Origin of the sequence: Pedobacter roseus (assembly GCF_014395225.1) — a bacterium.
In the GTDB taxonomy this organism is placed as follows: domain Bacteria; phylum Bacteroidota; class Bacteroidia; order Sphingobacteriales; family Sphingobacteriaceae; genus Pedobacter; species Pedobacter roseus.
The window spans coordinates 4,602,743-4,628,764 of sequence record NZ_CP060723.1 but is presented as its reverse complement, the minus strand read 5'-3'; the positions used below and the strand labels follow the sequence as shown (position 1 = coordinate 4,628,764).

Below are 26,022 nucleotides of genomic sequence, written 5' to 3'. Positions count from 1 at the left end.
ATTAATAATTTATAAAGATGAAAAAAATATTACTCATTTTATTAGTGGCACTTGGCGGTTTTGCTAACGCTCAGTATGTGGTTAATTATAAAAAGGTTGCCGATACTTATTTCGAAAATAAGGATTATTATGCAGCATCTACCTTTTATAAGAAAGCCCTTAAAATTACTGGCGATAGTACCCAGGCCATTTTACCTTATGGCAAGGAAAGAAAATCAGCCACTGATGATAAAGTGATAGAAGATTATGAAGGATCGATTTACAACCTGGCCGAGTCGAGCAGGCTCTACAGGGAGTTTAACGAGGCCGAGAAATATTATGCCATAGCTGCTACTTTTACCAATACCCGTTTTAGAAAAGCATTGTTCTATTATGCAGAAAGCTTAAGGGCCAACAAAAAATTTGATCAGGCCATTGATGTTTTTCAGCAGTTCATCCAGAAAAACACTGGAGATCCTTTAGCTAAAGAAGCCCAGAAAGAAATCGAATCGTGTAAGTTTGCCATTGAAGAAATGCGTTTCCCACGTATGGTACAGGTAAAAAAAGTACCAACCAACGTAAACGGTTTAGGATCTAACTATGCTGCGGTAAAAATCAATAACGAACTGTATTTTACTTCATCACGTCCCGTTGCTGTAGGTAGTAAAAAAGATATGGTTAAAACAGAGGCCGGTGGCGAAGTTCAGGTATCAACAAAAGCCAATCCATTTATCAACAACCTCTATTCAGCCAAGGGTAATTTAAATACAGCAGATATTGCCGTTAAAAAACTGGATATTAATTTTCCTAAAGGTACAGAGATTGCCGCACCTGCTTTTACCCCGGATGGTAATACAGTATATTTCACCACCTGGAGGGATAAAGAAAAATATGCCATTTATAGTTCCAAAAAAACAGGCGATAAATGGTCTGATGCACAACCGGTAGGTTTGCAGGTAAACAGTAAAGATTTCAACTCCTCACAGCCATTTGTAACCAGCGATGGTAAGTTCCTGCTTTTCTCTTCTGATAGAAGTGGCGGTTACGGCAAGTTCGACCTTTGGTACTGCGCCATCCGTGCCGATGGTTCATTGGGGCAGGCGGTAAACTTTGGTCAGGCCATTAATACCGAAGATGATGAGCGTGCGCCTTATTACAATACCTTAACCAAAAAATTATTGTTCAGTACCGATGGAAGAACAGGTTTCGGTGGACTTGATTTCTTTGAATCAGAGGGCGATCTGGTTGATTGGACCGCTCCAAAAAACCTGGGTTATCCATTTAACTCTTCAAAAGATGATATTTATTTCACAGCGACCGATGATAAAGGAACAGCTGGATACATCAGTTCTGATCGCGAATCATCCTGCTGTTTAGAAATATTCGAAGTGAAAAAAGAATATTTATCAATCTCAGGTATTTTAACCGATTGTAAAACCAAATTGCCTTTAGCAGGTGCAAGTGTTACCCTCAACAATGCAGAAGGTCCACAAAAACTTACTACAGGTACCGATGGTATTTATAAGTTTAAAGTAGATTCGAAAAGACCGATCAAATTGCTTTTTGCTAAAGACAATTACTTTGCAGTAACCAAAAACTATCCTTATGAGGAACTTGCAAAAGCAGATACATTAATTTATAAAGATTACTGCTTAAGCCCTTTCAAAATAGGTATTCCGATGGCGTTGGACAATGTATATTACGAATTTAACAGCGCCGAATTAACTGAACCTTCTAAAAAAGTGCTCGACTTCCTGATCCCGATTATGGAAGATAACCCTGAAATGGAAATCGAATTAGGTTCTCATACCGATAACATCGGTACAGATGAGTACAACCTCGATTTATCAAACAGAAGGGCAAAATCTTGTACTGATTATTTAGAAAGTAAAGGTATTGCCGCTGCCAGAATGACTTCAAAAGGTTATGGCGAATCAATGCCGATTGCACCAAATGAAATCATCGTTAAACGCAAGAAAAAAGATAACCCTGAAGGTAGGGCTAAAAACAGAAGAACTGAATTTAAAGTAACCAAAAAATAGAATACAATTAACATCCCGGTAAAGCCATCTTCGTAAAGGAGATGGCTTTTTTGTTGTTAGTCGTGATTTGCAATCCCGACCGAAAAGCTAATTAACTGTAAGTTCGTGGAGATACGGACGAAGTCAATTAAGTGACGGAAAAATTTAAATCTGCGTAAATCAGTGTAATCTGCGGGAAACCCTTTGTGCACATTTATTCCCGCTGATTTAAAATGATAAACGCTGATTTTGTATTTTGCAACTAACTATTAACTGCCAACTGGTAATCTAAATTAATCTTTGTAATTTTCGCCACCATTTAAATCTGATGAAGCTTAATATTCAACCCACCGTAATTTTTAGAACACCTAAATTTTCGTATCAATCCGAACTTGCCGATTGTTGGGAGGAGTTAAAAAAAGCAATCGCTATATCTTCATCTGCATTTTACGAAACGATAAAAGATGTAGAAGCAAACCAGTTACAGGATCTTCCACCGAAGGTGTACTTTACCATCTGGAAATATTTTAACCGGGCTAAGTTCCGCTCCACACCTTATGGCACATTTGCCGGTTTCAGTTTATTAACCGATGCCATTAAACCATCTGAAGGCAAAATTGTAATCGAAAAAGAACAAAAAATTACGACCCTGGTCGATTGGCCTTACAAAAATAATATTCAGCTGCCCTTAGCCGATCTGTTGAATAAAAACTGCCTGTTGTTCAGTAACAGCAGTTATTACTTTACTCCAAACAGTATCCGTTACATTGCCTGTACCGATGGGGTTTTCGAACTGGCTGAGCTTGATGAAGATGATTTTGTAAAACAGATATTGGATGCCTGTATCAAACCAATACGTATTAATGAACTCATCAAGACATTAAATTTAAAAAACGAAGAAGTAGAAAACCTTTTTGGCCTGTTTCAGGATATGCACGATCTGCAGCTGATATTTACCAATTACGATCCTAATATCATTGGGAAAGACTATTTCGAACGCTTAGGCCTTACCGATACAAAAGATTTACCAAAATACCTCATTGCCCAAAGAACAGTAAAATCCGGTCACATAAAAGAACAATTGCTTTCTGCCATTCCCGGATTGATCAAAACGCTTCATGGTATTTTACCCAATAGCGACCGCGAAGCTTTAAATCAGTTTATAACCAGGTTTAAAAAGAAATTTGAAGATCAGGAAGTGCCGCTTTTACTGGCACTCGATCCCGAAATGGGGGTTGGTTACGATCAGCTCGAACAAGCGGGCGAAAATGACGATTTTATCGCTAAAATCAGCAATAAGTCAGCTAAGTCTGAAAGCGATGGAGAGGGCATTAAGGCAGCATTTAAGCAGCATCTCTCCCCGCAAAGCTTCGAAAAAGGTAAACCGGTGTTTTTAAACAAGCTTGCTTTAAAGTTAAACGATAACCCGAAGCCGCTGCCCAATTCTTTTAGTCTGATTATGTCTGTTCATGACGACCTGATTTTTACCGAGCAGATAGGAGGGGCAACCTCAAATGCATTAACCGGTAGGTTTACCATGGCCGATGAGGCGGTAGAAACTTATGCAAAAAATGTTGCCGGTGCCGAGCAGGCGGCCAATCCGGAGGTATTGTTTTTCGACGTGGCGTACATGGTCGAAACCAATGTAGATAATGTAAACCGTCGCCAATGCATGTATGGCCACCAATTATCGATCCTCAATTTTGATACCTCAGCAGATCCGCTGAGTTTAAATGATATCCAGCTTTCTGTTAAGGGAACAGAAGTTATACTCCGCACTAAACGTTTAAACAAACGTTTAGTGCCCCGAATGGCTTCCGCTTATAATTATTCCCGCTCAGATCTTTCTGTATTTAGGTTATTATGCGATTTACAGCATCAGGGGCTCACAACAAGCCTTTCCTTGCCGCTCGATAACCTGTTTCCTGATCTCGATTATTATCCGCGCTTACAATATCAAAATATAGTGCTAAGCAATTATAAATGGAAAATTAAGAAAGAAGATCTTTTAGGTCAGGACCAAAAACTTTTATCAATCAAACTTTTCCGTGCAAACCTTGTAAAAATAGGGGTGAGCAATTATTTTAAAGCCGGTTTATCTGATCAAACCCTCTGTTTTGCACTGCACAGAGATGAGGACCTGAATGCTTTTCTTCAATATATGCAGAAACACAGTTCATTGTATATTGAAGAAGTAAACCTATCCCAGAATAGTATTGTAGTAGATGATGCAGGGCAGCCTTATGTGGCACAGTTTGTTTTAAGCATCAATCATGCAGAGAAAATTTATAATGGTTTGTTGCCTCAGGTACAACATACTGATGTAATCCGGTATTTTCCGCCAGGAACAGAATGGCTCTATTTTGAAATTTATTGCCATCAGCAAAGATCTGATCAGGTTCTGGCCGAAGTAATAGCCTCTTTTTTAGCAGATTATGCTGCAGACATTAAATCGTGGTTTTTTATCCGCTACAATGAAAACGGAAACCACATCAGATTTAGGGTGCTTTTAAACGATATACTTAAAATGCAAGCGGTAACATCTGGTTTAATGGATAACCTGTACGTATTTTTAAATTCTGGACTGGTGTCTGACGTGCAGATTAAAACTTATAAGCGCGAACTCGAGCGCTATGGCAGCGATATGATCGAACATGTTGAAAAACATTTTGCTACCGATAGTGACTTTGTAATGTCCCTTTTCGAAACACAGCCTGATCATTTTGATAAATATAAGCTGTGCTCGATGCTGTTTTCAGAAATAATTAACGCAGGATTGGTTGATCAGCAGGTGGCAGGTAAAATAATCAGGTCCTTATCCGATTCCTTTAACCGTGAACACCATTTAAATGCGACCGATTTTAAACAGCTCAACAATCACTACCAGCAGTTCAGGAAAACTGAATTTACTGAGTTAACTGCTGAACAAGAACAGCAGTTCGAACAATTTTCAGCTTCTTTTATCACTATCCTTAAACAGGTACGGCCTGAAAGACGTGTTAAACTGCTTAGCGATTTGATGCACATGCATGTAAACAGGCTTTTTAATAAAGACCAGCGCACGCATGAAATGGTGATGTATTACTTTTTATTAAAAGATATCCAGCGGCAAAATGCCATTAATAATTAGCGGTTTAACCTGGCCATTGGGTTAACAACGGTAACTTCAATTTCTGTAATGTAGCGGTTAAGCGGGTCTTTATAATACCTGAATACATAATTATCGCCATAGAAATTACTCAAACGTTTGCCGATGTTTTCGATGCCAACATGATGACTTTCAGTTTGTTTTCCCTTGTTGTCGTTAATCATGTTAATCGTGCTGATATGGAGTTTATCATTTTCGTAAATGATTTTAATTAATGCAGGCTGAGTAGAGTGCGAAACATTTCCATGCTTAAATATGTTCTCTACTAAAGTTAATAAGATAAGGGGTGGAAACCTTAACCCAAATAAATCTCCCGTTACTTCAAGTTCCAGATTAATCGTGTTAGCCGTTCGGAGTTTATGAAGATTGATTAAATGCTCAATTTGCTCAATCTCTTCACTTAAAGGAACCATTTCTGATGCTTCAGGGCGTTTTAAAGCATAGCGCATCATTTCAGCAAGATTCATAATCGCATCTGCTGCCATAGGCGCTTTTTTACGGGCGTCGTTATAAATAAAATTTAAGGTGTTGAACAGGAAGTGCGGATTGATCTGGCTGCGCAGGTAATTGTTTTGCGATTGTACCAGATCGTTTTCTAAAGCCTGTTTCTCAAGCTGGGTAACCAGGTTCACTCTTTCAAGCGCTTCAACCTTCTTTTGATCCTGAAATGATTTAGTGATATAAACATAACCCGTTGAGTAACCAATAAATAATATTGAACGATAAATGCAGGATAATATTAATTCCCGGTCAAAGGCTCTATCCGGGTTTGTTTTTATTAAGCTTATTTTTTCAAAAAAGATAATAAGAAAAAATGTAGAAACGACGTATGCAAAAATTATTACTGCAATGAGTATAGTAACCTTTAAAATTTTTAAAGCATTTGATTCCGTTTTTAATACCCTTTTCAGTAAAAAACCATAGGTATAGAAGGTTAAAATATTAACGATATAAACAAGTAGATAGGCTCCCGGTTCTCTGAATCGATTTGTGGTTAAACCCAGAATAAATACCTCATAAACGATGTAAAGACTCCATACCAACAGGTGAAACTTATACTTTTCGTAGAATATTTTTAAGTGTAAAAAGTTCATTTTTTTCTCTTTAATCTATTGAAATTGGGCTTTTATCTCCCAAAAGTAGGGGTTTGTGTAAAAAACTGGTTGTGTGTGGTTTTGGCGTGCATCTTTACAGAAAATTAATAACAACGATAATCACAAGAATTATATACATCATATTATGAAAGCTCAACACACAAATACTTCAGCTAAACTTTCTAAAAAAACTGTTTTTGTTTATAAAAACATCAAAGCTCAAAACAACTATGCAACTAGTCCAACAGGAGATCAAAGCCATAGTGCGATGACAAGCTTCATCATGGAATTTTAGTTGCCACAATTAGCTTATTTTAATAATTATATCATCATATTTAATCTATAAAACCATGAAAACTCAAAATACTACCAAGCTTTCTAAAAAAACTGTTTTTGTTTATAAAAACATCAAAGCCAAAAATGCTTACTCAACCAATCCAACAGGTGATCAGAGTCACACGGTAATGACAAGTTTCATCATGGAATTTTAGTTTTCGAACTAACTATTATTCTAACAGGAATTCTGAGTCACATAGTATATAGCTGGATTGATATATAATTACTGGTTCCGGTTCGATTTTAGTAAACTGCTCTGTACGTATGCGAAGAAAGCTTCTTTATAACCTTCGCCAATTTGTATCATTTCATTGTTTACTAAACGGATAATATTTCCATCCACCTTTTTTATTGCTGATTTAGCAACAATATTAGATTTGTTAACCCTTATAAATGCATGTGTTTCTAAGGCTTTTTCAATCTCTTTTAGTGTAAGATAGGTGGTGTGGGTTTCAGATTTGGTTATAATCTGGATATAATTTTGTAAGGCTTTAATGTAAAGTATTTCATCAATTGCGATATTCGAAAAAGCATATTTATGATCACCTTTAATATAAAGTGCTGCTGCCTGCTCTGTTTCTTTTGTAGTAACCTTGGCATTGTTGGCCTCCTTCTTTAAAATGCGGTCGATGCCCAAAGCAAATTTTGCAAACGAAATCGGTTTAAGCAGATACTGATCCGATTGTACATCAAATGCCTGTAGGGCATAATCAGGATGGGCAGTGGTGAAAATCAAATATTTAGCTTTTTCCCTGATATTTTTGGCAAGTTCTAAACCATTGATGCCAGGCATATCGATATCCATAAACAATAAATCAATCTCATCGTCGATGCTGATCTCCATAAGTGCCTGCACTGGGCTGGTAAAGGTCTTAAAAATGGTTAGCCCCGGCATTTCTGCAATATGGTCAGTTAGCACCTCAATTGCATGTTGCTCGTCGTCTATAACAACGCATTTTAGATTCATGATTTTAAATATGTTTGTTTTGATTTGATTTGAATGCAAGTTAAATAAAAATGAATTGATTTAGCAAATGGGCTAAAAAAAATCTTGAATCCGTTTCATCTAAAAAACTTACTGGTTTCGTGTAATATTCTGTGGGGTTGATGTAAAAAAATTACTCAGCACACTTCTTTTTGTAATCTTTAAACTGTTTGCCAAAAACAAAACAATCAGGGAGTTAAAAGCCCCGGATTAAAATTAAACATCTACCTGCCCATTATTGTGTAGCCTGTGGATAAGAAAATTAAAACAGGCCATACAACACTGGGTTACAGATTTTATTAAATTTTAAAAAAGAAGAAATACCGAAAAACAAGAAATATTCCCCTACATCTATCTACCTCCAAATGAAACACAACGAATACGAGTACTTACTTAACAAAATCTATTACAAGGGGATTCTTAAAAGCCAGGGAATCAACGCTGATATGTATCAGAGAATGCAAAACGAATACAGCAACTTGGACGTGCCAAGCCTTGTAAATGGAAAGCTTGACAGCGATTATGCATTCAGAAGATCTTTTTTGGTTGTCCGCAACTACGTTCAACAAGCCATTAAAGACGGATTAAAAAGCTTTCAGTTTAGCATGAAAGTAGCCGATATCAACAAGTTGACTTACATGGTAGATATGCTGAACAGGAACTTTTTTGATAAACAAAGTTTAGATCAGATCATTATCACAGCAAATTCTGTATTCAACCAATACAATTTAAAAAACTAACACCTATAAAAGATATATAACATGGAATTGAAAGACGAAATAGGGCAATTTGCCGTAAGAATCAAGAAAATGCTTCCACAAGTTCAATCTGAAGATTTAACTAGGAATGCTTTGGTAATGCCTTTTATCCAAATCTTAGGATTTGACCCTTCTGAGGTTCAATCTGAAGCGGTATTAGATTTTGGCGTTAAAAAAAGCAAAAAGGTTGATTACACCATTATGAAAGATGGTGAGCCTACAATTTTAGTAGAATGCAAACACCATGATGATAATTTAGATATCCACGATTCACGATTATCTAAATATTTCCGTAAAACAAAAGCAAAATATGGTTTATTAACCAACGGTTTGGTTTATCGTTTTTACACAGAGAAAATGGTGAGATCAAAGAAAAACCAGGAGCCTTTGTTCGAGTTTAAAATTACCGATACCAAAGCAGCTACCATTGCAAAAATGATCGAAGATCATAAAGATTATTTCAATGTTGATCATAAGCAGGCAACATTAGCAAGCTAAAAAATATCCTTCAGTGAATTAAATTGCTGAATGCCTTAAAAGAGTCCCGATCAAATGATTGGGACTTTTTTTGTTGTTGGAAAGGTTAATTGTTTAATTGTTTTTGAATCGGTTAACTTTGAGCTACAATTATTAATCATTAGTTGCTGAAATAAGCGTTAAACGTAAACGCTTATCGCCGTAAACGAAACGCTCAGCGCAAAAAAAGAGGGTGTCCGGATTTTCTCCGGACACCCTCAAATATATTTTTCCGTATTACCCGATTAAATCAGTTCTACGCTTCTGCTTACAAAGGCGGTTAATTCTGCTCCGGTTAACATACCTTGAGCCAATAGCGCTAAATCTACCGCTTGTTTAGCCAAAGTGCTTTGTTCAGCTTCATCAGCATTTAAAATCTTGCTGATCAATTTATGGTTTCCGTTAATGGCAACCTTGTAATTATCCGGCATCTGGCCATAAAAGCCCATTCCGCCGCCCATAGCAGCCATATCTTTCATACGACGCATAAACTCATCCATGGTAATGGTTACAGGCAGTTCTTCAGGGTGTAAAGCCACAATTTCTACATGCATACCTGGTTTGGTAATTGCTTTCTCGAAAATAGTGGTCACTTCTTTTACCTGATCTTCTGTTAAAACGTGCTCATTTTGCTCGTCTTTCTCAATTAATTTATCTGCAACACTCGAGTCAACACGTTTAATCGATGTTTTTTCTAATTTTTGCTCCAACTGGTTAATAAAGTGATTATCAATCGGCGAATCCAATACCAAAACATCGTAATCTTTTTTATTGGCCGATTGTATAAAAGCATCCTGTTTTGCCGCATCATTGGTATATAGATAAACCACTGTGCCATTTTTATCAGTCTGCAAAGGAGATACCTTTTCTTTATATTCAGGAAGGGTGAAAAGTTCGTTTTTAGTGTTTCCTACCAATGCGAAATCTTTCGCTTTATCGTAAAACTTATCTTCGCTAATCATGCCGTATTTTACAAACATGCCAATGTCTTTCCATTTATTTTCGTAAGCTTTACGATCTTTGACAAAGAGTTCGCCTAATTTATCAGCAACCTTTTTGGTAATGTAGTTGTTGATCTTTTTAACGTTGCTATCGGCCTGTAAGAAACTACGCGATACGTTTAACGGAATATCAGGTGAATCGATTACACCGTGTAATAACATCAAAAATTCTGGTACAATATCTTTAACCTCATCGGTAATAAAAACCTGACGGGAATAAAGTTTGATTTTGTTGCGTTGCATTTCAAAGTCGTTTTTCAACTTAGGGAAATACAATACACCCGTTAAATTAAATGGATAATCAACGTTTAAGTGAATCCAGAATAATGGCTCTTCGCTAAATGGATATAATTCGCGGTAAAAACTTAAATAATCCTCATCTGACAAATCTGCAGGAGCTTTTGTCCAGATTGGGTTGGTCGTATTGATAATGTTATCAACCTCAACATCCTTGTGTTTAGCTTTACCTTCTTCATCAACGCCATCTTCAACAGATTCTGTTTTGGTACCAAACTTAATCGGAACAGGTAAAAACTTAGCATATTTATCCAGTATTTCCTGAAGTTTGCTTTCTTCCAAAAACTCTTCAGAGTCTTTGTTTACGTGAAGGATGATATCGGTACCGCGCGTAGTTTTAGTACCTTCAGTAATTTCAAATTCAGTACTGCCGTCGCAAACCCAACGTGCAGGTTCTGCGCCATCCTGATATGATAAAGTTTGAATTTCAACTAAATCAGCCACCATAAAGGCAGAATAGAAACCTAAACCGAATTTACCGATGATCTCATTAGCATCTTTAGCATCTTTAAATTTTTCTACAAACTCACTTGCGCCAGAAAATGCAACCTGGTTGATGTATTTTTTAATTTCTTCGGCAGTCATTCCCAAACCATTATCGCTAATGGTAATGGTTTTTGCTTCTTTATCAACAGCAACCTGTACCAATGGGGTACCAACTTCTCCGTTAAACTGACCTAATGAACCTAGTCTTTTGATTTTCTGAACCGCATCTACAGCGTTAGAAACCAATTCACGAAGAAAAATTTCGTTATCAGAGTATAAAAACTTCTTAATTATCGGGAAGATGTTCTCGGTATGTATCGAGATATTTCCTTTTTCCTGTATGCTCATACGTAAATAAATTGTTTAAATCTGTATCGAGCATAACAAGGGTTGTTCCAAAAGGATTTGTTTGCCAAAATGACAGTAGGTATGTGCGATGGAAAATGTAAGATGGAAAACGTGTGATGGACAAAGAAGGGGGATATAGAAGAATGATGGATTTTATAATAAAGATTCAAAAACGATCGTCATTTCGAGCGGAGTGCAACGCAGTCGAGAAATCTAATCCTTGGTATGTGTCCTCACCGACTAACCTTAGTATCAAATAGTTTAAATAATCATTTGAAAAGCAAAACCTGTATATCAATTATTGTTCGTCCCGCTGTACCTCCTGCCAATTGAAGGATTGGCATCCGTCCCATCGGGTTTAGTGCAGTTAATGCTGTGCTAACAGGAAGGTTTTCCCTCGTGCTGCAGCATAAGTAAGTTATTTGGACAGAGCATCTGATGCCGTGGTCTGTGTCATCACAGACCACTACAAATAATCATACTACTCTTCCTCACCATAAGCCAATTCAATATCAATAAACTGGATAATCAGTGAACATACATTACCTTCAACATCAAAACCATAATAAACAGGATAAGTGCCATCACCAAAACCACTCTGGAAAAATGGGATGTGATAATCAGTTCCTGGAATTTTCCAGTTAATCCAGTCGCCGGCTTCGCGTTGATAAATTGGATTTTCAGCATAATTAGCTGCAAAAAGTACTGCGAAATAATCGTCATAAAGATTTTTACCCGGATTTTCGCTATGGAACTTATCCTGAAAAGCACAGAAATGTTTTAGCGTTTCCTGATCTAAAACACAACCTAAACCAGCATCCACATTAAAACCAAAAAATTCACCTTCGTTAAAATCAACAAGGTCTTCGGTGCCGATCAATGCTTCTTCAAACCTAACGGCATCATAAGCTGTAAATTGTACTTTAACTGCCGCATACCGGTCACAATCCTCATCATTATCATCTTGTACCACTACAGCGGCCGTAACCGGAAATTCGCCAATTGGTACTTTGATCAGGTATTGTTCTGCATCTTTCTGGATATAAACCAATGGATCCCGGACCAAAATTTCTCCTGTGGGGATAGAAACACTGCCAAGTTCAAGATGGTCGATCTTTTTACCAGCTAATTCCGTTTCTTCGAAATAGTTATTAAGGTTATTTGGGCAGGCCAGCAGGTTACGCTTCTCATTCCAGGTTTTCAGCCAATCTCCACTTGGTATCATGATGTTCAGTTTTTTGTTTTAAGATAGATAAAAGATAAAAATAAAAAAGCCAGAGAGATTTAAAGTCTTTCTGGCTAATATTTTTGATCCGAATGAAAATTAATTCAAATGGAAACTTGGTTTGTCTTCTTCCAATGATAGGATTTTGGAGATCTTTTTAAGCAGCACATCCATTTGGAATGGTTTTGATAAGAAATCATCCTGACCATAATTCAAAGTAGTGAAATCTTTTGGATCGTATAAACCCGAAATTAACAGAATCGGAATTTTAGAGGTGCTTTCTATCGATTTTAACTGCTCGCATAACACACGCCCATCAATGTGGCCAAGAGAAATATCGAGCAAAATTAAATCTGGGTTAAAACTTTCAATCCTGTTGAAAATTTCTTCACCATCACTTAGTGCCGAGACTTTAAAGCCTCCGATTTCCAGTATCAATTGTATGGTTTCTAAAACCTCAATATCATCGTCTACTACCAGTATTCTCTTCATATTTGCTAGCAATTTATATGCTATTAAAAATATAACAATGTTTGTTGTTGTTATGTTTACAATCTTAAGAATATTTTAACAATAAATTTATAGTTGAGCGAAAATAGATTTTAGCTTTAACTGGCCTGTTGCACAATGCCTTCCTTCTGTAAAATGAAATTGAACAGTTCTTCGATTGGTTTTTGTAAGATTTTTCCCGGCTCAATACCGTTCTCAAGCAATACAGAAATTAACGAATCCTGGTAGTAATAAGCTATTGAACCTACAAAATGGCACGGAACACTTTTATGTTTTGGGTAATCTTTAACATTGGTATCCACAAATTCCTGAAACCCCGTACGGAGGATATCCTGAATGAAAGGGTGGTCTTTATGATTGGCCATGAAACGGCTAAATCCGGCTAAATAAATATTCGGGAAAGGTTTTTGGTAAACATTGGTAATAATCTGTTCCTTTTCGGAAGGAAAAGTTTTTTTGAATTCTGCGGCTAAATTGGCAGGCATTTTATTGTATAGATAACTTAAAAGTACTTTTTTGCCAAAAAAAGTACCAGATCCTTCATCGCCTAATACATAACCCAGGCCATGGTGACCATCATGAATTTTCTTGCCATCAAAATAACAGATGTTAGATCCCGTACCTAAAATACAGTTTAGGCCTTCGGCATTGCCGCAGGTGGCGTATACACAGCCTAAAAGATCGTGATCTACAGAGATAAAAGCATTTTCAAAAACTGCCGATAAACCATTAGAAACCACTTCATGTTTATCGGGTGAGGAGCAACCCGCACCAAAAAAGTAAATTTCCTTAACCTCATTGGCATATTGGATCAGGGATTCATTTTTGGTTATCAGTTTGGTAATTTCCTGCTCACTTAAGAAATAAGGGTTTATTCCGGGAGTGCTAAATTTAATGGTTTCGCCATTGTGATAGCCCATCCAATCGGTTTTTGATGAGCCACTATCTGCAACAAGTATCATGGGATTAAATATAAAAATTAATTACAGAATTTTATGATTGCAATAATTTCTTTACTTCTTTTAAACCGTTTTAGTTAAATGAAAAAATAATCAATCATCAATAACAAATGATCAATCAATTACCAATGAACTAGTTGGGCGTTTAGTGCGCGGCGTATGGATTCAGTTTATGATAAAATAATTTATCACACAAAGACTTTATCTGATTTTGTGCATCATGTTAACCAATGATTTAATGACCACTGAACAAATGAACTATTTTGATAAATCTATATTCCCGCTAATTGCTTTTAAGTTAGTTTCAGCAATTTTGGCCTGATATTGCATTTCGATAAAGCGGTTTTGTGCATCAATAGCATTACGCTGCGCTTCTCTTAGTTCTAAAGGGGCTATGCTACCTAAACGGTATTTTGCCAGCGTGATATCAAGATTTTCCTTTGCAATATCCACGTTGCGCTGTTCCAATTTGATCAGATCGATGTAAGTACTGTAATTTTGATAAGCGGTAAGCAATTGTGAGTTTACATCAAGTTTGGTTTTACTTAAGGTTAAGGTTGAGTTTTCAATGTCTATCTTGGCATTACGCTCATTTTGTCTTTGTAAAAAGCCGTTAAACAAGTTAATGCTCGCCGTTACGCCATAAGTAAATCCATTGGCTGCAAATTTTTGGTTAAAACCTGTCGGACTGGTACTATTTGCCCTGCTATAACCCGAATTTAAGCTAACTGCGGGATACCTAGCTCCACGGATGGATTTTAAGTTTAATGAAGCAATCCGCTGGTTTATAAAGGCATTCTGCACATTCGGATTTTGCTGTTCGGCCATTTCGGCCATTTTGCTATATAAGATGCCTTTATCTACGTCAATATTATTATCTACCACGAATGTTGTTCCAATATCCCTAACCATTAACTGGTTTAAACGCACTTTGGCCACTTGCAAGGCATTTTTGGTTTGCAGATAATTTGAGGTATCAGTATTGTAGTCAACCTGTGCGGTTAATACATCGAGCTTAGAACCGCGACCCAATTGCAATTTGGTTTTAGCAATATTGGTACGTAAAACAGAAACATCCATGGCACTATCGGCCGCTATAACCAGCTGTTGTTGCCTTACTACGTCGTAGTAAGCAGTAATTACATCGGCAACGGTGGTTAAAATGGTTAAACGCGCATTGAGTTCGCCCTGCTTTTGTAGTTCTTTTAAACGGTCATAATTGGCGAACATACTAAAACCATCAAAAATGGTCCAGTTTAAATCGGCACCATAACTATTATTGGTGCTTTTTGCACCGGTAATCACCCGGTCAGGGCCTGTTGCAGGCGTTTGACGGGTGTTTTGGATACTTCCACCATTGGTATAATTTCCGGTTAAATTGGGCAACATCCCAGCATTACCGATATTGGCATTGTTTTTTGCAATATCGATCTGGTTTTTGCTGATTTTTATGTCGTAATTATTCTGTAAGGCAATGGTGATCGCCTCCTGTAAGCTCAGTTTTTCTTGTGCGAAGCCCGAAAACGACAGGCTTAACAACAGGATCAATATTTTTAATTTCTTGCTCATCTTATTCTTCTGTGTGTAAAGCTTCTTGTTCAAAACGATGGGCTTCTTTTAATTCTTTGTTTGGTTTGTATGGTTTTGCCCAATAAGAGTAAATGGCCGGGATCACAAATAAGGTTAATACCAGCGAGAACAATGTTCCGCCTACAATTACGGTTCCCATACTCATCCTGCTTTTTGCGGCGGCACCTAAAGCCAAAGCAATAGGTAATGCACCAATGGCAATGGCCAAACTGGTCATTAAAATCGGGCGCAAACGTGAAACAGCAGCTTCACGGATGGCTTCAGGTATCGGCGTGCCTTTTTCTTTTAGCTGGTTGGCAAATTCGACAATCAAAATACCGTTTTTGGTTACCAGACCAATTAACATAATGGTTCCGATCTGACTGAAAATGTTCCAGCTCTGCCCGCAGAGCCATAGCGATAAAAATGCACCTGCTACAGCCATTGGTACGGTTAAAATGATGATAATCGGGTCTTTAAAACTTTCAAACTGTGCGGAAAGGATTAAATAAACAAGTAGTAGGGCTAAACCGAAGGCAAAGAAAGTATTTGATGAACTTTCTTTAAAATCCCGCGATTCTCCACTTAAATCGGTAGAAAAGGTTTCGTCCAGTACTTTTTTAGATATGGCATCCATGGCATCAATACCTTCGCCAATACTTTTTCCAGGGGCTAAGCCTGCCGAAACAGTAGCTGCAATGAAACGGTTGTTCCGGTATAACTGCGGTGGACTGCTCTCTTCTTTAGCGGTAACTACATTATCGAGCTGTACCAGTTCGCCTTTATCATTACGCACATAAACCGAACTTAAATCCAATGGGTCTTTTCTGTCGCCACGGTCAAACTGACCAATTACCTGATATTGTTTTCCGTTCATGAAGAAATAGGAAAACCTTTGTCCGCTTAACCCCAGATTTAGGGTTTGGGCGATGGCAGAGATCGAAACCCCTAGATTCTTGGCTTTATCTCGATCAATCGTCAGGTTGATTTCGGGTTTGTTAAATTTCAGGTTCACATCCGAAACGGTAAAAGTAGGATCTTTGGATACCGCATCCATAAACAAAGGAATTTTCTCCCTTAGCTTTTCGAAATTCTGCGCCTGGATAATATAACTGATTGGTAAGCCTCCCCGGCGGCCAACTGAAATGGTAGGCTGCTGGTTAACGATGGTTTTACCCTCGGTATATTTTTTAGTCACCCTGGTAAGCATATCGGCAATATCTTTTTGCGAACGTTCACGTTCTTCCGGATCAATTAAACCCATCCTTACAAAACCAGAATTTACCGAGCCCGAACCACCAAAACCTGGTGAAGTAATGGTAATGTTTACATTTTTCTCCGGAACCGAATCGATCACCAATTGGTTCAGTTTCATGATAAACTGATCGGTATAAGTAAAAGATGCACCTTCTGGCGTAGTTACGTTGATGTTGATTGCGCTTCTATCATCATAGGGAGCAGTTTCCTTTGGTAAAATCTTCCAGAATAAGAAAATTAAGCCCATACATACCAGAATAATCGGAACTGAGAGCCATCTTTTATCTAAAAATTTGTTCAGGTTCGATTCGTACGCATTGTTTAACTTCACAAAATAAGGCTCTGTCCAATTGTAAAACCTTGATGGTTTATGTCCTCCTTTTTTCATCAGGTAAGCATTCAGCATTGGGGTTAAAGTAAGCGATACAAAAGCCGATACCAATACAGCAGCGCCGATTACCACTCCAAATTCCCTGAATAAACGCCCCACGAAACCCTGTAAGAAAATTACAGGTAAGAATACTGCTGCAAGGGTAATGGAAATGGAAATTACAGCGAAAAAGATTTCGTTTGATCCTTTAATGGCCGCCTCAAATGGCGACATGCCCTCTTCAACCTTTTTAAAGATATTTTCGGTCACCACAATACCATCATCTACCACTAAACCTGTAGCGAGTACAATGGCCAGTAAACTCAGTACATTTATCGAGAAACCAAAGGCATACATGATAAAGAAAGTGAAAACTAATGAAACCGGAATATCGATCAATGGCCTGAAAGCAATGGCCCAATCCCTGAAAAACAGGTAAATGATCAGGATTACCAGCACCAGTGATAAACCAATGGTTTCGGCCACCTCTGTTACCGAACGTTTAATAAACAAGGTATTGTCTAAGGCTACTTTAAGCTTAATGTCCTGTGGAATATCAGCTTTTAATTTATCGAAACGTTTGTAAAACTCTTTACTGATATCAAGATAATTGGCTCCAGGCTGTGGGATAATGGCAATGGCCACCATCGGTTTGCCCGATTCGCGCAAAATGGTTTCTTCGTTTTCCGGACCTAAAACCGCATAACCTACATCTTTTAACTTAATTACCTGGTTGCTGTCTGTTTTCAGGATCAGGTTGTTAAACTGATTTTCATCGGTCAGTTTTCCCAATGTTTTTACCGTTAATTCAGTAGTTGCACCAGTAATTTTTCCTGATGGAAGCTCCACATTTTCGTTATCCAAAGCGGTAACAATATCCTGCGAGGTTAAGCCGTAAGCACTCAGTTTATTCGGATCCATCCAGATACGCATAGCATATTTTCTTTGCCCCTGGATCTGTACGCTACTTACCCCCGGAATGGTCTGAATACGGTCGGCAATTACGTTTTCTGCATAATCGCTTAATTCTAAGGTATTTCGTTTATCACTCTGAATCGTCATCGATAAAATCGGATCAGAGTTTGCATCGGCCTTACTTACCACTGGTAAACCGTCGATATCTTTAGGTAAAGTACGTGCTGCCTGCGATACCTTATCGCGTACATCGTTTGCCGCTTCTTCGATATTTTTATCAAGGTTGAATTCAATGGTAATGTTACTGGTACCCTGGTTACTCGATGAAGAAATATTCCGGATCCCGTCAATCGAATTGATCGATTTTTCCAGAGGTTCGGTAATCTGCGATTCGATGATATCCGAGTTTGCGCCTGGATAAGATGTTCTTACCGAAACTACCGTTGGATCAATTGACGGGTATTCCCGTACACCCAGAAAGGTATAGCCGATTATCCCGAAAAGGACAATCAATAAGTTCATCACAATGGCCAGAACGGGCCTTTTTATACTCGTGGTGGAGATACTCATAATTATTCTTTAACCAAATGAACTTTTACAGGAGCATCTTTCTTTAAAGCCATCGATCCGGTTGTTAACACCGTATCGCCAACTTTTAATCCTGAAGTAATTACGATATTTTCATCGGTACGTGTTCCGGCCTCAACCTTAACTTCCTGTGCTTTTCCGTTCTTTTGGATATATACAATCTTGCCTTTTAAAACGGGTACCACTGCTTCGTTAGGAATCAATATGGCATTTTGTAGCGTGCTTAATGCCAGTTTAATCTTCGCAAATGATCCTGGTAGCAATGCATTATCTGCATTTGGGGCCAAAGCCCTGATCTGTAAAGTCCGCGTAGCAGCATTAATTCCAGGCTCTATCGCGTAAACTTTTCCTTTGTTCTCTTTTGATGAGCCATCGGTAGTAAAGGTAATTTCCGAATTTATTTTAATCTGTCCTGCATATTTCTCCGGTACAGAAAAAGTAACTTTAACCGGATTGGTGCTTACCAGATTGGCAATTACCGTTGCTGGTGTTAAATAGGTTCCTGCTGAGATGCTGCGCAAACCTACACGACCTGTAAAAGGCGCACGTATTGTAGTTTTTGCCAGTTGAGCCCTGATTAATTGTGCCTGTGCCTCTAAAGATTTTAAATCGGCTAAAGAAGTATCATATTCTTCCTGACTGATCGCGCCTTTCGCCAAAAGCTGTTTAGCCCTGTTTTCGTTTGTTCCTGAAAGTTTTTGTTTGGTTAATGCATCCTGCAATTGTGCCTGTATATCCCTGTCGTTTACTTTTACCAGCACACTTCCCTTTGATACAGTTGTACCTTCCTGAAAATAAATACCTGTAACCAATCCCGATACTTCACTTTTCAACACAACAGATTCGTTGGCATCAATGGCGCCTGTAATTTCAAGGTCGTTATCAAATGATGTTGTTTTTACCACAATACCATCTACCACAAGTGGTGCCGATTTTCCATCTTTACCACCTGATTTTCCTTTTCCTGCCCCTGCAGATGCCCCGCCTTTTCCTTCGAGTTTCTTGTTAGCGTTAATTCTGTAATAGACTAAATAAGCCAGGCCTATGGCTAAAACAGCATAGATAATATACCTTTTCTTCATGTTTATATTTGTGTCGTGCGTATTCCAAACATTAAAATAAGATTAATGTTCCAGAATTAGAGCGTAAAAATATTCAAATAGTTTAGTCCTAAATTTGTTGTATTAAGGATGTTACCGATTTTAGTCCGAAGCCTGAAGTCGGAAGTCCATAGTTTGGATGCAAAATAATAAGTACTGATCAATTATTATCCCTCAAAAATCAACAAATTAATGCCTGGCGCCACTTGGCTGTTCAACTTCCGTCAGCTTTCTGCATATCGCCCAACGCAAAACGCCGGGCAAACAGAAACAACTATTTTACACCACATTTAGCTATTTTGTTCCAAAACCTCATCAATAAATATAAATTTGCAACAAAACACCCTCAATATGTTTAATAAAAAATCAATTTTAAGTTTAGTTTTACTACTAACGTGTATTATGGCAGCGAAGGCGCAGGTAAAAATAGGCTTTGAGGTTTCTTTTAAAGAGCCACAGGCACACTATGCTGAAGTGCAGATGAATATTTCTGGCTTGGCAAAAGATTATGTAGATGTAAAAATGCCGGTATGGACCCCTGGTTCTTATCTGGTGCGTGAATTTGAAAAAAGTGTAGAAGAATTTAAGGCTACAGCAGCGGGTAAAGCGGTTAAAGTAGAAAAGGTAAGAAAAAACACCTGGAGAATTTTCTCTGCGAAAGCGGCCAATATCCAGATCAACTACCGTGTTTATGCATTCGAAATTTCGGTGCGTACACCTTTTATCGACGAATCGCATGCATTTTTATCTCCAACAGGTATTTTTATGCATCCTGATGGTTTGATCAAATCGCCAAGTACCGTAAAAATTATTCCTTTCAATACCTGGAGCAAAGTTTCAACCGGTTTAACACCAGTTGCAGGCGAGCAGTTTACATATAAGGCAACCGATTTTGATATTCTATACGATAGTCCTATCGAAGTGGGTAACCAGGATGTTTTCGAATTTACAGCAGCCGGTGTTCGTCACGAAGTGGCCATGTATGGTGGTGGTAACTACGATAAGGAAAAACTTAAAGTAGATATGGCCAAAATTGTTGAAAAGGAAACTGAAGTGTATGGCGAAAACCCAAATAAACACTACGTTTTTATCGTACACAACTTTTTAAGAGGCGGTGGCGGTTTAGAGCATTTAAACTCTACTACCTTAGGCGCAACCAGAAATGCATACAACACTGCAGAAGGATATAAAGGCTTTTTAGGTTTGGTAGCACACGAATATCACCACCTTTGGAATGTTAAACGTTTACGTCCGGTGGCATTAGGCCCGTTCGATTACGACAATGAAAATTATACCACCAACCTTTGGGTGGCGGAAGGATTTACTTCGTATTACGAAAATAAATACCTGCACAGGGCTGGTTTTACCGATGTAGATGAATTTTTGAAAGATCTTGCCAGCGGTGTAGGTACAGTATTAAATACACCTGGGGCGAAATATCAATCAGCAGCTTCATCAAGTTACGATGCATGGATTATCGGTTACCGCCCTAACGAGAACTCAAAAAACAATTCCATCTCATACTATAATAAAGGAGAAGTAATCGGTATTTTAATGGATCTCGAAATCATTAACGCTACAAAAGGCGCTAAAAGTTTAGATGATGTAATGAAAGCCATGTACTTACAATGCAAAACCTTAAAACGTGGTTATACCGATGCAGAGTTTAAAGCCATGGTTGAAAAAATATCAGGAATCAGTTTTACCAATTTCTGGGCAAAATATGTGAACGGTGTTGATGATGTTGAATATGTAAAATATTTCGCTTATGCAGGTGTAGATGTATCAACCGAAAATGCAACGCCAGGTAAACCAGTTACAGGAGCTTCAGGACAGTTAACCAATGATGGCTTGACAATTACTTCTACCACAAGAAATTCTGCAGCCTGGATCAGTGGTTTAAATGTGAATGATGTAATATTAAGTTTGGATGATACTACATTAAGCGATGCGCTATCAAACGTGAGGTTAAAAAGCCCGATGATTTCTTTAGATGCCATCCCGTTGGTTGGTAAAAAAAATATCGGCGATGTGTTAAAACTAAAAGTTAAACGCGATGGACTTGAAAAAGAAATCTCTTTAACCTTAAAAGAAAATCCAAGCGTACGCTTAAAAGCAACCGTTAACGAAAATGCAACACCAGCACAAAAAGCAGTGTTAAAAAAATGGACAGGAGTTTAGTTCAGAGTCTTAAGTCCTCAGTCTTGAGTATATGGTTCAAGGCATAAAAAATCCCGTAAGATGAATTTCTTACGGGATTTTTTATGTTACGTGCTTCGCTTAACGCCGTGCGCTAAACGCTCATCGCTCTCTGCCTAGAAAGTATATCTAAAGCCTAAACCGAATCTTCCAGCGTTAAAATCGCTATCATTACTGCCGATGTATAACCTAGGTCTCCAGTCTAAAGCCAATGCTAAAGGCGCACCTGAGAATTTATAGTCTAAACCCACCATTGGTACCAAATAGAAGCTAGAGCCACCATCATACAATTGAATCGAAGGACCACCACCTAAATACCAATCTAAACCTTTAGCTCCAGGGATTGAAGAATTATATTGAAGGAAACCTTGAATAATGGTAGAGTTTCCGCCAAATAACACATCACCTTGAATGGCTGCTTTTCTACTGAAGTGATGTCTGATTGAGGGACCAACCAATGTTGCGCCATCACCAAAATCAATGCCTAAACCTAATCCGGTTTTATAGTTTTGGGCTTTAACGTTTGTTGTACTGAAAGCAAATAGTGCAATACATCCTAAAATTGTAAATAACTTTTTCATAATTTAAGTGTTTTTTAAATAATTACCAGCCTAACAACTTTAGTGCCGTTTATGTTTTTTTGGTCAAAATCTAAAATCATAAAAAACAATGCTTGCATAGTAATTTTGTAATTGCTAAGTTTATTTAAATATTTTTTGATAGGCATAATGCACCGGTTTCTTAATGGGGAGGTATTATTTTTATTAAAAACAGACATAGACATCAATCTTTGAGATTGAATTTTTAACTTAACCAAATATTATACGATTTATATGGCGGCAGAAATTAAACGGGTTTTTGATCTTTTGAAATACAGCCTCGAAAATCCAAAGCAAGAGTTCATCAGCGGAAAAGTTAGCGGAAAATGGATAAATTATAGTACAGTCGATTTTTGTGATGCTGTAGATCAACTAAGCCGTGGATTGATTAAGCAGGGCATTACCAAAGGTGGTAGAGTAGCGGTAATGTCGCACAACAGACCCGAATGGAATATTGCAGATTTTGCAGCCAACCAGATTGGTGCCTATCAGATTCCGCTGTACCCAACACTTGCCGAACACGACATTGAATTTATATTAAAGGATGCAGAGATTTCGATCATTTTCGTCGCTGATGAAGAATTGTATAAAAAAATTAAACCCTGTGCTGATGCCATAAACCCCAATATCAAAATTTATAGTTTTAATGAAATTCCCGAAGCCGAAAACTGGACTACATTAATCGAACTGGGTAAAGCCAACAGTGATATCAATCTGGATGAATACCGCGCTAAAGTGGCTCCCGAAGATATTTTAACTTTAATCTATACTTCCGGAACTACAGGTACTCCAAAAGGGGTAATGCTAACGCACAATAACCTGGTGGCAAACTTTGTAAACTCGTCTGTGGTAATGCCCGAAGGTGTTAAAAAAGGCCTCAGCTTTTTGCCGCTCTCGCACATTTTCGAACGGATGATCATTTATCTGTACTTATTTAATTACACCGCTATTTATTATGCCGAAAGTATGGATACCATCGTGGCCGATATTCAGCATGTAAAGCCAAATGCATTCTCTACCGTTCCACGTCTGCTCGAAAAAGTATACGATAAGATTATGGAAAAAGGCAAGGCATTAACGGGCGTTAAAAAAGGAATTTTCTTTTGGTCGGTGGCCTTGGCCGAAAAATATACCATTAATGCGGGTGGCTGGTATAATTTTAAACTTGGTATTGCCCGTAAACTGGTTTTTAAAAAATGGCAGGAAGCACTTGGTGGTGAGATTGTAGTGATCGTATCGGGCGGAGCAGCATTAAACCCACGTTTGGCCAGAATTTTCTGGGCAGCAGGTATGCCGGTTTTCGAAGGTTATGGCTTAACCGAAACCTCGCCTGTAATTACCGTTAACCATTTCGGTGGAACCATGTTCGGAACCGTAGGCGAGGTAATTAAAGGTGTGGAAGTTAAAATTGCGCAAGATGGTGAAGTATTAACCCGAGGTCACCAGGTGATGAAAGGTTATTATAACCGTCCTGATTTAACCGATGAAGCTGTAGATAAAGACGGTTGGTTCCATACCGGGGATATCGGCGAGCTGGTTGATGGCCGTTTCTTAAAAATTACCGACCGTAAAAAGGAAATGTTTAAAACAGCAGGTGGTAAATACGTAGCACCACAAATGCTGGAGAATAAATATAAAGAATCGATTTTTATCGAACAGATTATGGTATTGGGCGAAAATAGAAAATTCCCGTCGGCCTTAATCGTTCCAAATTTTGAAACCTTAAAAACCTGGGCGGGCAGAAAAGGAATTACTTTTACCACAAACGAAGAAATGATCAAAAACGAGCAGGTGCTTGCCAAATATAATGAAGTGATTGAAGCTTCAAATGTGGGTTTTGGTAAATGGGAACAGGTAAAAAGATTTGCCTTATTGCCAAAAGAATGGAGCATAGATGGTGGAGAACTTACCCCCAAATTAAGCTTAAAAAGAAAAGTGATTACTGAAAAAAACAATGAGGTGATCGAAAAAATATACAAGGATGCAGAAAACTATAAAGCCCCTCATTAAAATTAAAAATTCTTTCGCTTCCTTAACTTTGGTGGTTTTGCTTGCTGGTTGCGTAACTGGTCAGCTAGGTAAAAATAATAGTGGCGAATATAAAAACGGGATGGTGGTTTCAGCCCATCCGGAAGCTTCGCAGGTTGGGATAGATATTTTAAAAAAGGGAGGTAATGCTGTTGATGCTGCCGTTGCAGTTCAGTTTGCGCTGGCTGTAGTTTATCCCAATGCAGGGAATATCGGCGGCGGTGGTTTTATGGTTTACCGTGGTGCAAATGGCGAAATAAACGCGTTGGATTTTCGTGAAAAAGCAGCCGCATCTGCAAGCAGGGATATGTACCTCGATAGCGCTGGAAACCCGATTGTAGATAAAAGTTTGTATGGTTATTTAGCTTCTGGTGTTCCCGGATCAGTTGATGGCATGGTAGAGGCACACAAAAAATATGGAAAACTTTCCTGGGCACAAGTATTGCAACCGGCGATAGACCTTGCCCAGAACGGTTTCAAAATCACTAAACGACAAGCCGGGGAGTTGAACAGTTTGCACCGTAAATTTATGGAATTTAACCCTGACGGAACTGCTTTTGTTAATTTAGAAAGTACCTGGCAGGAAAATGATTTGCTCGTTCAAAAAGAGCTGACCAATACTTTAAAACTGATCCAGAAGAAAGGCAGGGCAGGTTTTTATGAAGGTGCAGTAGCCGATTCGGTTGTGGCAGAGATGCAGCGCGGCAAGGGATTGATCACTAAGGAAGATTTAAAAAATTATCACTCCGCCTGGCGTAAACCCATTACAGGTAATTACAGGGGTTATAAAATTATTACCATGCCGCCAACATCAAGCGGTGGTATTGCTTTGGTACAACTGTTGCAAAGTGTAGAAAAATTTCCTCTTAAAAAGTGGGGACATAATGCCGATTCTACTGTTCAGGTTATTGTAGAAGCCGAGAGAAGGGTGTATGCCGATCGTGCCACACATTTGGGCGACCCTGATTTTTATGCAGTACCACAACAACAGTTATTAAGTCCTGATTATAATCAAAACCGCATGGCCAATTTTAACTGGGCGGCCGCAACTCCAAGCAGTTCGGTTCTAGCGGGAGAGATAAAAGGTACAGAGCACGAAGAAACCACACATTTTTCTATTGTAGACCGTGATGGTAATGCTGTTTCAATCACTACAACATTAAACGGCTCTTATGGATCGTTGGTAGCCGTAAAAGGTGCTGGCTTTCTGCTAAATAATGAAATGGACGATTTTTCTGTTAAACCGGGCGCTCCAAATATGTACGGTTTAGTGGGTGGCGAAGCCAATGCCATTGCTCCAAATAAAAGAATGTTGAGCTCTATGACACCCAGTATTGTAGAGAAAGATGGAAAATTATTTATGGTGGTGGGTACGCCCGGTGGCTCAACCATTATCACTTCTGTATTTCAGACCATTATAAATGTAATCGATTTCGACATGTCGATGCAAGAAGCTGTAGCCGCAAAGAAATTCCATCATCAATGGTTGCCAGATGAGGTATATGTAGAAAAGGATGCAATTGACAGCTTATCGACAGAAAAATTAAAGGCAAAAGGTTATAAGATCGTTCCCCGTGGTGCAATTGGAAGGGTTGATGCCATCTTAAAAACCAAATGGGGCAACTATCAGGGCGGTGCCGATCCACGTGGCGATGATAAGGCCATTGGCTGGTAGCAGATTATCACTTCAATTTTTTATCTTAGCTTTAGTCAATCTGTTACAAATCAGTTAAC

At 38.3% G+C, this 26,022-nt stretch carries 19 protein-coding genes; 9 read left to right on the top strand and 10 right to left on the bottom strand.

Annotated elements, in window-relative coordinates:
* Nucleotides 1-17: 17 nt before the first annotated feature.
* Both H9L23_RS18975 and H9L23_RS18970 read left to right on the top strand, forming a co-directional pair.
* A complete protein-coding gene (locus tag H9L23_RS18975; RefSeq protein ID WP_187591816.1) occupies nucleotides 18-2,021 on the top strand; it encodes an OmpA family protein in 2,004 nt (667 codons plus the stop codon).
* 307 nt (nucleotides 2,022-2,328) lie between these two features.
* The gene (locus H9L23_RS18970) at nucleotides 2,329-5,130 is read left to right on the top strand and encodes a lantibiotic dehydratase (protein ID WP_187591815.1); all 2,802 of its coding nucleotides are present in this window, start codon (nucleotides 2,329-2,331) and stop codon (nucleotides 5,128-5,130) included.
* Here H9L23_RS18970 and H9L23_RS18965 read toward each other — a convergent pair.
* Complete coding sequence (locus H9L23_RS18965; RefSeq protein WP_187591814.1) at nucleotides 5,127-6,242, bottom strand: sensor histidine kinase; 1,116 nt, start codon at nucleotides 6,240-6,242, stop codon at nucleotides 5,127-5,129. The genes H9L23_RS18970 and H9L23_RS18965 overlap by 4 nt on opposite strands.
* Nucleotides 6,243-6,387: 145 nt before the next feature.
* On the opposite strand from H9L23_RS18965, the gene H9L23_RS18960 reads away from it, so the two are divergent.
* Entirely contained in the window at nucleotides 6,388-6,537 is a 150-nt protein-coding gene (locus H9L23_RS18960; protein ID WP_162799937.1) for a hypothetical protein, read from the top strand.
* A gap of 55 nt (nucleotides 6,538-6,592) precedes the next feature.
* A complete protein-coding gene (locus H9L23_RS18955) occupies nucleotides 6,593-6,733 on the top strand; it encodes a hypothetical protein (protein ID WP_187591813.1) in 141 nt (46 codons plus the stop codon).
* A gap of 68 nt (nucleotides 6,734-6,801) precedes the next feature.
* Here H9L23_RS18955 and H9L23_RS18950 read toward each other — a convergent pair whose 3' ends face one another.
* Nucleotides 6,802-7,545: a LytR/AlgR family response regulator transcription factor gene (locus tag H9L23_RS18950; RefSeq protein ID WP_025144087.1), complete on the bottom strand. Its 744-nt coding sequence runs from the start codon at nucleotides 7,543-7,545 to the stop codon at nucleotides 6,802-6,804.
* 383 nt (nucleotides 7,546-7,928) lie between these two features.
* On the opposite strand from H9L23_RS18950, the gene H9L23_RS18945 reads away from it, so the two are divergent.
* Together H9L23_RS18945 and H9L23_RS18940 are read left to right on the top strand one after the other, a co-directional pair.
* Nucleotides 7,929-8,303, top strand: a complete 375-nt coding sequence (locus H9L23_RS18945) for a hypothetical protein (RefSeq protein ID WP_187591812.1) — start codon at nucleotides 7,929-7,931, stop codon at nucleotides 8,301-8,303.
* Between the two features lie 21 nt (nucleotides 8,304-8,324).
* A complete protein-coding gene (locus H9L23_RS18940; RefSeq protein WP_187591811.1) occupies nucleotides 8,325-8,819 on the top strand; it encodes a type I restriction enzyme HsdR N-terminal domain-containing protein in 495 nt (164 codons plus the stop codon).
* 263 nt (nucleotides 8,820-9,082) lie between these two features.
* Here H9L23_RS18940 and htpG read toward each other — a convergent pair whose 3' ends face one another.
* The 7 genes from htpG to H9L23_RS18905 form a co-directional block, all read right to left on the bottom strand.
* Nucleotides 9,083-10,969, bottom strand: coding sequence for a molecular chaperone HtpG (gene htpG / locus H9L23_RS18935; RefSeq protein WP_223190999.1), 1,887 nt, complete (start codon nucleotides 10,967-10,969; stop codon nucleotides 9,083-9,085).
* Nucleotides 10,970-11,450: 481 nt separating this feature from the next.
* Complete coding sequence (locus H9L23_RS18930; protein WP_187591810.1) at nucleotides 11,451-12,194, bottom strand: DUF4241 domain-containing protein; 744 nt, start codon at nucleotides 12,192-12,194, stop codon at nucleotides 11,451-11,453.
* A 99-nt stretch (nucleotides 12,195-12,293) separates the two neighbouring features.
* On the bottom strand, nucleotides 12,294-12,686 hold the full coding sequence (locus H9L23_RS18925; protein ID WP_113947752.1) for a response regulator: 393 nt from the start codon (nucleotides 12,684-12,686) through the stop codon (nucleotides 12,294-12,296).
* A 116-nt stretch (nucleotides 12,687-12,802) separates the two neighbouring features.
* Nucleotides 12,803-13,666: an N-acetylglucosamine kinase gene (locus tag H9L23_RS18920; protein WP_246474742.1), complete on the bottom strand. Its 864-nt coding sequence runs from the start codon at nucleotides 13,664-13,666 to the stop codon at nucleotides 12,803-12,805.
* 255 nt (nucleotides 13,667-13,921) lie between these two features.
* Nucleotides 13,922-15,232, bottom strand: a complete 1,311-nt coding sequence (locus tag H9L23_RS18915; protein ID WP_187591809.1) for a TolC family protein — start codon at nucleotides 15,230-15,232, stop codon at nucleotides 13,922-13,924.
* A 1-nt stretch (nucleotide 15,233) separates the two neighbouring features.
* Entirely contained in the window at nucleotides 15,234-18,344 is a 3,111-nt protein-coding gene (locus H9L23_RS18910; protein WP_187591808.1) for an efflux RND transporter permease subunit, read from the bottom strand.
* 2 nt (nucleotides 18,345-18,346) lie between these two features.
* Complete coding sequence (locus tag H9L23_RS18905) at nucleotides 18,347-19,444, bottom strand: efflux RND transporter periplasmic adaptor subunit (RefSeq protein WP_025144095.1); 1,098 nt, start codon at nucleotides 19,442-19,444, stop codon at nucleotides 18,347-18,349.
* 420 nt (nucleotides 19,445-19,864) lie between these two features.
* On the opposite strand from H9L23_RS18905, the gene H9L23_RS18900 reads away from it, so the two are divergent.
* The gene (locus tag H9L23_RS18900; RefSeq protein ID WP_246474741.1) at nucleotides 19,865-21,643 is read left to right on the top strand and encodes a M61 family metallopeptidase; all 1,779 of its coding nucleotides are present in this window, start codon (nucleotides 19,865-19,867) and stop codon (nucleotides 21,641-21,643) included.
* 134 nt (nucleotides 21,644-21,777) lie between these two features.
* Here H9L23_RS18900 and H9L23_RS18895 read toward each other — a convergent pair whose 3' ends face one another.
* A complete protein-coding gene (locus H9L23_RS18895) occupies nucleotides 21,778-22,242 on the bottom strand; it encodes a hypothetical protein (protein WP_187591806.1) in 465 nt (154 codons plus the stop codon).
* Between the two features lie 252 nt (nucleotides 22,243-22,494).
* On the opposite strand from H9L23_RS18895, the gene H9L23_RS18890 reads away from it, so the two are divergent.
* Both H9L23_RS18890 and ggt read left to right on the top strand, forming a co-directional pair.
* Nucleotides 22,495-24,270 carry an AMP-dependent synthetase/ligase gene (locus H9L23_RS18890; RefSeq protein WP_187591805.1) on the top strand — a complete coding sequence of 592 codons (1,776 nt, stop codon included), beginning with the start codon at nucleotides 22,495-22,497 and terminating at the stop codon, nucleotides 24,268-24,270.
* A complete protein-coding gene (gene ggt / locus H9L23_RS18885) occupies nucleotides 24,242-25,963 on the top strand; it encodes a gamma-glutamyltransferase (protein WP_187591804.1) in 1,722 nt (573 codons plus the stop codon). Before H9L23_RS18890 ends, ggt begins: the two co-directional genes overlap by 29 nt.
* Nucleotides 25,964-26,022 lie beyond the last annotated feature (59 nt).